This window comes from Pseudomonas sp. 300 (genome assembly GCF_055803035.1).
Map to the genome: position 1 here is coordinate 3,069,605 of NZ_JAVLRV010000002.1, position 10,882 is coordinate 3,080,486.

Genomic DNA, 10,882 nt, shown 5'->3' on the forward strand with positions numbered 1-10,882 from the left:
GCCCATCAAAAAACCTGTGGGAGCGGGCTTGCCCGCGATAGCAATTTGAGATTCACCAAAAATCTCAAGGCTTTTAGCGCACCGCTTCAAACAACCCGGTCGCGCCCATCCCGCCCCCAACGCACATGGTCACAACGCCGTAACGCAAATTCCGCCGCTGCAATTCCCGCACAAGATGCCCGACCTGACGCGAACCGGTCATGCCGAACGGGTGGCCAATGGAAATCGAGCCGCCATTGACGTTGTACTTGTCGTTATCGATCCCCAGCCGATTGCGGCTGTACAGGCATTGCGAGGCAAAGGCCTCGTTGAGTTCCCACAGGTCGATGTCGGCGACCTGCAACCCCTTGGCCTTGAGCAGCTTCGGTACCGAGAACACCGGGCCGATGCCCATTTCGTCCGGCTCGCAGCCCGCCACGGTGAAACCACGGAAGAACGCCTTCGGCTTCAATCCCAGTTCCAGTGCTTTCTCCAGGCTCATCACCAGCGTCATCGACGCGCCATCGGACAGCTGCGACGAGTTGCCCGCCGTCACTGAACCGTCTTCGGCAAACACCGGTTTCAACCCTGCCAGACTCTCAAGCGTAGTGTCCGGACGATTGCAGTCGTCGCGATCGACAACGCCGTCGAGAACCTGCACCTGCCCGGTGGCCTTGTCTTCAACCCGATACTTCACCGCCATCGGCACGATTTCGTCGTCGAACAAACCGGCGGCCTGCGCGTGTGCAGTACGTTGCTGACTTTGCAGGGCGTACAGGTCCTGTTCTTCGCGGCTGACGCTGTAACGTCGGGCGACGATTTCGGCGGTCTGGCCCATGGGGAAGTAGATGCCCGGCACCTGCTCTTTCAGCAGCGGGTTGATCAGGTTGTCGGTGTTGACGCTTTTCATGGTCAGGCTGATGGACTCGACCCCACCGGCGACGATGATGTCGCTGCAACCCGACGCAATCTGGTTGGCGGCGATGGCGATGGCCTGCAAGCCCGATGAGCAGAAACGGTTGAGGGTCATGCCGGCGGTGCCGGTACCCAGACGCGAAAGCACCGCGACGTTGCGACCAATGTTGTAGCCCTGGGCGCCTTCATTGGAGCCGGCGCCGACGATGCAATCCTCGACGCTGGCCGGGTCGATGCCCGAGCGCGCCAGTAGCGCATTGACGCAGTGAGCCGCCATGTCGTCCGGACGGGTTTGGTTGAACTTGCCGCGAAAGGACTTGGCCAGGCCGGTCCGAACGCTGTCGACGATCACCACTTCACGCATGGCATACCTCATTATTGTTGTCGGTTGAGAGTGGATCGAGCATAAGTCCACCCGTGACCGGTCGCGACAATCATTCACCCCGCGTATGCGTCACCATCGGTTCACTTCTTCAACTTTTTCAGCTTTTTCTCGTGTTTGTCGGATTTCTCGAACGCCGCTTCCAGCGCCTGGTTAAGCGTGCGCAAAACCTTGACCCGCGCCCAGCGCTTGTCGTTGGCTTCCACCAGCGTCCAGGGTGAGATTTCGGTGCTGGTACGGTCAACCATGTCGCCGACTGCAGCCCGATAGGCATCCCACTTTTCGCGATTGCGCCAGTCATCTTCGGTAATCTTGAAGCGCTTGAAGGGGATCTGCTCGCGCTCTTCGAAGCGCTCCATTTGCGTTTCTTTATCGATGGCCAGCCAGAACTTGACCACGATTACACCGGCATCGGCGATCTGCTCTTCGAAATCGTTGATTTCACTGTAAGCGCGCAGCCAGTCAGCCGGGCTGCAAAAGCCTTCGATACGCTCCACCAGCACCCGGCCATACCAGGAACGGTCGAACACGGTGAATTTGGACCGTGCCGGAATATGCCGCCAGAATCGCCACAGGTACGGATGCGCCCTCTCTTCTTCGGTGGGCGCGGCGATCGGCACGATGCTGTATTGCCGAGGATCGAGCGCAGCGGCCACCCGACGGATCGCCCCGCCTTTGCCTGCCGCATCGTTGCCTTCAAACACGGCGATCAAGGCGTACTGGCGCATGCGCTTGTCGCGCATCAACCCGGAAAAACGCGCCTGCTCAGTGATCAGTTGCTCTTCGTAGTCTTCCTTCTCCAAGTGTTGGCTCAGGTCGAGGCTGTCGAGCAAGGTCACCCGATCGACACTGCTGGCCAATGGCGCGGCGCTGACTTTGTCCGGGTGAATCTTCGGTCTTTTCAAGGCTTCTTGCAGGCCGTCAAGCAGAATCCTGCCGACCGCCAGGCTGCGATAGCGCGGGTCCATCCCGGCGATGACATGCCACGGCGCATAGTCGCGGCTGGTGCGGCGCAGAATGCGTTCGCCGTACTTGACGAACTTGTCGTAAGTCTCCGATTGCTGCCAGTCCAGCGGGCTGATGCGCCAGCTGTGCAGCGGGTCATCGGCCAGGGCCTTGAGGCGGTCCTTCATTTGCTTCTTGGAGAGGTGGAACCAGAACTTGAAGATCAGCGCACCTTCATCGCACAACATCTTTTCCAGGCGTTCGGCACCGTTGATGCTTTGATCGAGCCGGGGATCCTTGATCACGCCATGAACCCGACCCTGCAACATCTGGCTGTACCAGTTACCGAAAAAAATCCCCATGCGCCCCGTCGCCGGTAGCATCCGCCAGTAGCGCCAGGCCGGTGGTCGCGCCAGTTCTTCGTCGGTCTGCTGATCGAACGTGCGCACCTCGATCAGTCGCGGGTCCATCCATTCGTTGAGCAACTTCACCGTCTCGCCCTTGCCGGCGCCTTCGATGCCGTTGATCAAAATAATCACCGGAAAGCGTTTTTGCTGCTGCAGTTCGAACTGCGCCTCGAGCAACGCTTCACGCAGCGCCGGCACTTCGGCTTCATAGGTTTCTTTGTCGATGACGTGACCGATTTCGGCAGATTCGAACATTGAACGTCTCCTTCCAGGATTGAACAAGACTAGCGGATTGACCTCTCCTGTGTGGGAGAAATCCCATTTTCACTGCCCGGCCCGATCCGCACGTTGCCATGGATCAAGCAGCGACTCGGCGATCGGCTAGAATGGCCGTCTTGCCGTTGCCGAGCCTGCCATGAAACCTGTATTGCCCCACGCCCAGCTCGACTGGGACGACCAAGGGCTCCCGCGCTCGCGGGTGTTCGATGATGTGTATTTTTCCGACCTGTCCGGGCTGGATGAAACCCGCTACGTCTTCCTCGAACAGAACGCATTGCGTGAACGTTTTGCAGCGTTGCCGGTGGGCGGGAGGCTGGTGATTGGCGAGACCGGTTTTGGCACCGGGTTGAATTTCCTGTGCGCCTGGCAGTTGTTCGAGCAGCACGCGGTGGCCGGTGCGCGATTGCATTTTGTCAGTGTCGAAAAGTACCCGCTGAGCCTGCCCGACTTGCAGCGGGCGCTGGCCTTGTGGCCGGAGCTCAAGCCGTTTGCCGATCAACTGTTGGCGCAATACGTGGCAATCCATCAAGGCTTTCAGCGCCTGGTTCTGGACCACGGGCGCATCACCCTGACGCTGCTGATCGGCGATGCGCTGGAGCAATTGCCACAACTGGACGCGCAGATCGATGCCTGGTTTCTCGACGGTTTCGCCCCGGCGAAAAACCCCGACATGTGGACCGCCGAACTGTTTGCCGAACTGGCCCGACTGGCGGCGCCCGGCTCGACCATCAGCACCTTCACCAGCACCGGGTGGGTACGTCGTCTGTTGAATGGCGCAGGCTTCAAGATGAAACGCACGCCCGGCATTGGCCACAAATGGGAAATCCTGCGCGGCGTGTTCCTCGGCTGGCCTGAGGAAGTTCCGGTGCCCGCCGTGGCTAAACCATGGTTCGCGCGCCCGATGCCACTAAACGGCGAACGTCGTGCCCTGGTGATCGGCGCCGGCCTCGCCGGTTGCGCGACGGCCGCCAGCCTGGCGGCGCGGGGTTGGCAAGTCAGTCTGCTGGAGCGTCACGCAGCACTGGCACAGGAAGCCTCGGGCAATCCTCAGGGGGTTTTGTACCTCAAGCTTTCCGCACATGGCACGGCGTTGTCGCAATTGATCGTCAGCGGTTTCGGCCATACCCGACGCGTGCTTGAGCAGTTGCATCGAGGTCTCGACTGGGACGATTGCGGTGTGTTGCAACTGGCGTTCAATGCCAAGGAAGCGCAGCGTCAGGCGCAATTGGCTGCGGCGTTTCCCGAGGACTTGCTGCACACGCTCGATCGAGCGCAGGCCGAAATCCGCGCCGGCATCGCGCTGCAATCGGGAGGCCTGTTCTACCCCGAAGGCGGCTGGGTGCATCCGCCCGCCCTGTGCCAATGGCAAGCTGCGCACCCGAACATACAGGTCCTGACGCATCATGATGTGCTGGAGTTGCGTCGAGCGAACGGACACTGGCAAGCCCTGGAAGGCGATACCGTAGTGGCCGATGCCCCGGTGGTAATACTGGCCGGCGCTGCCGAGATCAAACGTTTCTCCTACAGCAGCGAACTGCCGCTCAAACGCATTCGGGGACAGATCACTCGCCTGCCACAGACCGCTGAAAGCCAGGCGCTGGGCACCGTCGTCTGCGCCGAAGGTTATGTCGCGCCAGCGCGTTTGGGTGAACACACGCTGGGTGCCAGTTTCGATTTCAACTCCGATGACCTGACCCCTACCGCTGCCGAACATGCAGGCAATCTGCTGATGCTCGAAGAAATCTCGGTAGACCTGGTCGCTCGGCTCGGCGCGAATGCATTGCAACCTGAAGCACTTGAAGGGCGCGTAGCGTTTCGCTGCACCAGCCCGGATTACTTGCCGATTGTCGGTCCATTGGCCGACGGTCTGGCGTTCGCCGACGCCTACAGCGCCTTGAGCAAGGATGCCCGGCAAACCCCGGACATCTCTTGTCCATGGCTGGACGGCCTGTACGTCAACAGCGGCCACGGTTCCCGAGGTTTGATCACCGCTCCGTTGTCAGGCGAGTTGCTGGCGGCGTGGCTGGATAACGAACCGCTGCCCTTGCCCAGAGCCGTGGCCGAGGCGTGCCATCCGAACCGATTTGCCTTGCGCCGATTAATTCGAGGCAAGGCCTGAGGCGCTCAATCCAGCGCAAAGCAAGTCCTTGACTCGTCAGCCGTCATGGCCGCCTCGGTCAGACGCTTTAACAAAGCAGTCTCGGCTTGCTTCAACTCATCGGCGATGCCGTCAACCTGCGGACGATAGTCCGCGCCAAGTGTCGCCTCATTTTCGAAGGCAGTTTCCATCCGCACGTGAAAGGGTGCCGTCAGGTCGGTGAACTGTTGGCCATGATGCTGTCGCAAAAAGTCGCTCCAGAACGTACGGCCACTGATGTAAGTCGATAGTTCAGGTGAGATTTCTGCGGCGATGACCTTGTTGTAGGCAACCTCCAAATCATTAGCCTTTACGCCACTCAGCTTTGCATAACGCATATGCCGGGGCTGGCCGACCAGTTCGAGCCGGTCGGCCAGGCCGGTGCGATAAGCCAGCTCCACTTCCACCGCATCAAGCGCGGGATCGGCCTGGGCCTGTTCCCCGGCAATTCTGCCAAGATAATCCAGACGGAACAGGCTTCGCCCAAGTCTCAACAGCCGAGCGGCCTGATCATGGGCATTGGCGGACTGTCGAACCACCCTGTCGATCTCGACGGCAACCTCAAGGTTACTGAAGATCGTCGCCGCGTCATCAGCGCAATGGGCTTTCACTGCCATCGACAGCAATTGAGTGCATAACGCCGAGTCCGTCCGAGTCGCCTCAATGACACTCCAGACGCGCCGGGTCATGTCTTCGTTCACAAAGCGGCTATCCGCCGAGCTCCCGACTTCTGCCAGCAGTTCAAAGAACTCTTTCGCTCGGGGTTCGTTCCTCAGCGCCAGCCATGCACGATTACGACTGGCATAGGTTTCTTCAACCGGTTTTGGCATCCACAGGTCTCGAGCCCTTTGATCATTGAACACCGTCGTTTCACTCTGCAGCAGCCCCATCCCGATCCCCGTACGGCGCCGGTAGGCCTCCAGCGATGTTCGGCTCGTCGCGGAGATGGGGTTGTGGCGCAGGTTGATCGCCAGCGCGAATCGCTGAGGAAGTTGGAACAGCCATTGCGGCAACTCCCGAATCTGGTTTCCTCGCAGGTCCACGAAGTCCAGATACGGCAAGCGGGAAAGCCCGACAGGCAGTTCCGTCGCGTGCGTATCGCGCAGGAGCAGTTCTTTCAGATTGAGCATTTTGCTGACATCAATCGTGGCCCCCAAGCGATTGCCGCTCAGCCCCAACGTGCGCAAATTGCGCATGTCGGCCAGTTTGCGCAAGGTGTGTTCAGTCAGTTGAAGCTGATTACCCTGCAGGCTTAGGTACTGGAGGTCGGGCATGTGCGACAGCGCCTCAGGCAATCGTGTGAGTTGATTGCGGTCCAGTTCCAGAGTGACCAACCCTTTGAACGGTCTAAGGAAATACGCCAGTTCATCGCCCGCCTGCATGTCCCTGATTGAAAGCCTGCGCACATGGGCGACATCCGGTTCGGTCAGCGTTGGCAAGGGGCCTACAGGGTTGTGCTCCAGCGCGAGCGTTGTAGAAGGCGGATTTTGCCGTGTTACCCGGCGCCAGCAGTTTTCGATGGCATTGGCCACCTGACGACGGCTGACCCGGATATCGTTGAGCGCCCCCGGCAGCTTCTTCATTTGCACTTCATCGTCACGCCAGGTGTGCAACACGCCGAGCAGTTTCTTCAGTTGCTGCTGCAGCTCCTTGATTCGATTCACTCGTTGCATCCGGGTGGTGCCGGCGTTGTCGAGAAACGACGAAACCTGAGCATCCGTGAACAGCGGATAGAGCTTTCTGACTTTACGAATCAAGCCCCTTGCATAAGTGCCCGCTGCGGGAGGATCCGCCTGGACACAGACAGAAAGGTGTCTGGGTGTATCACTGCGCTCCCCCCGTAGCACTTGCCGGGTCCGCGCCGGATCGCCAGCGGCGGCCCTCAACAGCCGTGATCGTAACGTCGGGACATCCAGCGTATCGTCGCCGGTGAGAGGTGTGCGGGCGCTGTCAGGCAATGCATCCAGTATCGACTGAAGCAGGCTCTCGCTGGTCAGCGTGGAAGACACATTGCCGTTGGTTTGGGTGACCTGATACCCGCTGGGCGTCTTGACAATCACCCCGGGCGACTGCGCATCCGCTTCGCCCACGCTGTCCAGCAAGGTGCCGGTCGCTGAACCCTGTCGCACTTCTAGTCGACAGCTGTCATCCCAGCCTTGCACCCTGTCCATCAACCCGAGGGTCAGTCTGTCGGTGTCGGCATTGGCCAGTTGCGGCAGATGCAACCCGGTGAGCGCACGGTCCTGCCTGATCTGCACCTGAGCCTCACTGACCTGCCCGGCGAGATCCATTCCAAGGATTTTGCGGTCACGCAAAAAACTGCGATCCCTGCCAGAGGCGTTATCCAGCAACTCCTGACATACCTGTGTGGGCAGGTCTGCGGCGTGTTCGCGCAGTATCGCCACATCTCCGCTGGCGGTGCCGTCCCAGGTTTTATAGAGCCACTGAAACAGCGGCTGGCGATTGTGCTTGAGCGTTGTCGCGATCTTCTTTGCCAGCAGCTGCGATTTCGATTCAGTGGTCGTGCGACCCACGATGCCCTCCACTTCTGCCGGATAGAGTCCACTGATAACGGCATCGAGCAGTGTCCCCGAATCCAGAGCCGACTCAGAGACCTGCACGCTGTTGACGTCATCATCGTGGGACGCGGTGTCGGGGAAGCGGGAAACGACCTGGTCCTGCTCGTTTCGTACTTCAATGAAGCGCTCGACCGGCCAGCCGGGCAGCCTCGGCAGTGTATGCAGTTGCTCCTGAATGAAGTCCTTGTTCGCGGTCTCTCCCCGTTCCATTGCCGCGACCATCGCGGTGATGCGCCGGTCAATCCTGAAACGCTCGACACAATCATTCAGCCGCTGCGGTAGCTTGAGGTGGCTTTCATGGAGCTGATGCAACGTGTCAGGCGTCATGCCAGTGATGTCGGCAATCGCGTCCAGATCACTGCCGAGATCGCTCAAACGCGGATCCGTGCGCCCCAACGCATAAGCGCCGTCGCGCCACTCGTGCGCATGCTCATAGGCATGCCGCCAGCCACCGTCCACATTTCGCTCGACGGCAGGCGCAAAGGCGTCCGTGCGCACAGGATGATTGAGGGTCCATGCCGATCCCGCGGCGTTGCGGGTGACGCGATAGGTCGCGCCCTCCATGACGATCGACGTCTGTCCGGCATGCCGGTAAAGCCCTTGCGAATCAGGTTGCACGTCGACTGGCAGAGCGGTGGCCTGTTTATAGGGTTCGAGGGCGGGTTTCCATAACCTTGCTTTGCCATCAGCGCGAGAGATGGCTTCGAAACCGTCGAAAAATGCCTCCTGCGTCTTCGCGCCCTTACCGATAGCTGTCGCGATGATTTTTCCGCCGACGGCAAACGCTGCCAGTTGAGCGACGTTTTCCACGACACTCAGTAAATGGGACAGCGCCTGGGCCCGCTCGCCGTGCGTCCAGTCAGCCACACCTTCATAAACCTCACTGACGATGTCGACGACCGCCGCAGCCAGCATGAATTGGCCAATCACCGGTACAAAAAAAGCGGCGGCGTTCAGCAATAGAAGACCACCGTCGAGCAATGCCTGAACGGTTTTTTCCCGCTGTTGCTCATCGACATCTTCAGTCGGCACGGCAAGCACCCGTGCGTCTTTTTGAGTCGCACTGACAAACGTACTGAAGAAAAAATCGCCAAGGCACGTGTCGGCGGGAGCGGCAGCGAGCGTGCCCAAGGTCCTGCTCTTGTCAAACCGGGTAAAAAACCCGGTTTTATCGTGGCCGTGCAGGTACTGCTCGGCGAAAGTTTTTCGATAGCGTTTGCTTTGCAAATGGAGGGTCAGGTAGACCTTGAATTCATCCAGCGAGGCGTATTCATGCAGCGGTCGTCGGGGTTCGTTCGGCATGTAAACCACACACCGGGCCTTCGCCTCGGTATCGATGGAGACTTTGGTAAATACCAGCGCTCCACAAATGCAGGAGTCCTGAATCATCAAGCCCTGCCAATGCACCGGCCCGCCATCAAACAGCGCGCCCCGGGTTTGAGCTGCCGGGAGATCCTGATCGATCACACTCAGCAGCATCGTGTAGACCGCGGGCGTGATGTTCTTTTTCAGGGAGGCCATGTGGAGGGCGACTCGCAAGTCCAGCACCTTCAACCGCCGGATGTCCGCGACGCTGGCCCGATCATCGGCAGGCGCACCCCTTGCGGGTCTGGCCGGCAATGCCAAGGCCTCCTCGATATGGCGCTGATAGCGGGCACCGAGGTCGAGTTCACGACAGAGTGCGGCGAATTTTTCAGGGGTTGTTTCAGCGCCTGATTGCGCCTGTTTATTGATTCGAACTACCGAGTCCGGAATACCGCCGCTCCGCGCTTCCCCGGAGGTGAAGTTTTCCATGGCCGCCTGGAGCAGGCTGCGTGAGGTGGTCGTTTCTCTCTCCTTGGCTCCAAAGACCGGAAGCACACCTGTTGAGGTGTAGATTTTTTTGGTGATGTCCAGCGTGTCCCGCTCGACGTCGAAATCGATCGTCCATTTGCCCTTGAGGAACCCGGTCAGTTGCTCTTTGCAGAACTCATCCAGCGGCTTGAGCTTTTTGAGCGCCTCCGTGACTTTGCCTTGGGCAGCAAAAGACTGCTCGAACCCAGCCTTCAGCGCCTGCACCCCATTCAGGTCCGCCGTCGCCAACCATTGCGGAACAGACGCTTGCAATACGAGCGCCTTGTCCAGGTCACCTGTGTGCTCCAACAACGCTTCGAGAAGTTGGGCCAATGTCATTGGCACCACCACGGGAGCAGTTTTGGAAGTCGTAGCCAGCATGAGCAATATCCTTATTGCGTTGAGAGAACCTCAGTTTATGAAGCTCGACAGGCATTTAATAACTCGAATACCGGGTCGAATGAGCGTGCATCCCAACAGCTACTCCTATGCATCACATCAATAATTACCACCACAGCAGTACGCATTTCTGCCTCGGCTGCCGTTCCCCCCGCGACGCCTGCTTATTACTTATCGATCTAAAACTCCCACGATCCCAGCGGGTCAGTTTCTGAGTACCCGTCGTTTTAGCCGGGTATCGATTGACCCTCCCCAACGGAAAAACCGGTAAGGACTTTATGTGCGGATTAGCTGGCGTATTCCAAAGGCGCTAGACAAGGGGTTTCAGCGTCTTCTGAGGCCCCCGAGAGTCCCTCAGGGGAACATCAATTGGTACGAAAAGCGGTACGAGCTCCAATCCATCCCCGGCGTCCTGCCGACGAACACCACTCCCAAATCTGATGCACCTAGATCACTGTGTGCGCATACAGTATTTGAGCTTTCCATCATGAACATCGACGAAGACACCTCAGCGTGGCTTGGCTGCCCTACGCCCCTGGAAATGTACAAGCATCAGTGCGCCCTGCTCGAGAACGAACTCATCCAGCCCCAGGTGATGCTGCAAAAGGCCCGCGCCAATATCGCCGGCCTGGTGTAAATGAACGACGTGCTGGTTACAACCAAGGACGAAACAGAAAAGGATCTAAAAAAGGCACTCGATCGCATCTCAGAGATGGAAGCCGATGCTCCTGAAACTGGGAGCGTGTGTTTCGCCGCATAGATTTGGTAACCGAGCAGCGAGACCACATACACAGGGAGAATCAGCGGTTGCTAATGGAGCTCAAGGTACGTCCTTAAAGAAGACGTGATGCCCGAGACGTCGTGTCTGCTTTGCCTTCAAGGCCCAGGTTTGTGGCTTCGGCATGGTGGTCGCGTAGTAGTGGGTCGCGCGCCCTGTAGGATCGGGGGTCGCACCGGACATGACCAGATCCGCAGCCTTTTTCGCCTAGGCGAACTGTGCGTCCGGGATCGCCTTTGCGCCACTCAA

Annotated in this window: 5 protein-coding genes and 1 pseudogene; 2 read left to right on the forward strand and 4 right to left on the reverse strand. The window is 59.1% G+C overall.

Annotated elements, in window-relative coordinates:
• Nucleotides 1-73: 73 nt before the first annotated feature.
• Both Q7W83_RS20485 and pap read right to left on the reverse strand, forming a co-directional pair.
• Complete coding sequence (locus Q7W83_RS20485) at nt 74-1,258, reverse strand: thiolase family protein (protein WP_473656728.1); 1,185 nt, start codon at nt 1,256-1,258, stop codon at nt 74-76.
• Nucleotides 1,259-1,359: 101 nt separating this feature from the next.
• Nucleotides 1,360-2,883, reverse strand: coding sequence for a polyphosphate:AMP phosphotransferase (pap, locus tag Q7W83_RS20490; protein ID WP_150631682.1), 1,524 nt, complete (start codon nt 2,881-2,883; stop codon nt 1,360-1,362).
• A 160-nt stretch (nt 2,884-3,043) separates the two neighbouring features.
• Here pap and mnmC point away from each other — a divergent pair, with 160 nt between their 5' ends.
• Nucleotides 3,044-5,026, forward strand: coding sequence for a bifunctional tRNA (5-methylaminomethyl-2-thiouridine)(34)-methyltransferase MnmC2/FAD-dependent 5-carboxymethylaminomethyl-2-thiouridine(34) oxidoreductase MnmC1 (gene mnmC, locus Q7W83_RS20495; RefSeq protein ID WP_458377155.1), 1,983 nt, complete (start codon nt 3,044-3,046; stop codon nt 5,024-5,026).
• 5 nt (nt 5,027-5,031) lie between these two features.
• Here the strand turns inward: mnmC and Q7W83_RS20500 are convergent, their stop codons facing one another.
• On the reverse strand, nt 5,032-9,837 hold the full coding sequence (locus Q7W83_RS20500; RefSeq protein ID WP_473656731.1) for an NEL-type E3 ubiquitin ligase domain-containing protein: 4,806 nt from the start codon (nt 9,835-9,837) through the stop codon (nt 5,032-5,034).
• Nucleotides 9,838-10,342: 505 nt separating this feature from the next.
• On the opposite strand from Q7W83_RS20500, the gene Q7W83_RS20505 reads away from it, so the two are divergent.
• Nucleotides 10,343-10,492, forward strand: coding sequence for a hypothetical protein (locus tag Q7W83_RS20505; protein WP_473656733.1), 150 nt, complete (start codon nt 10,343-10,345; stop codon nt 10,490-10,492).
• A gap of 183 nt (nt 10,493-10,675) precedes the next feature.
• Here the strand turns inward: Q7W83_RS20505 and Q7W83_RS20510 are convergent.
• Nucleotides 10,676-10,882 (reverse strand): annotated as a pseudogene (locus Q7W83_RS20510) (cell wall hydrolase); the annotation flags it as partial.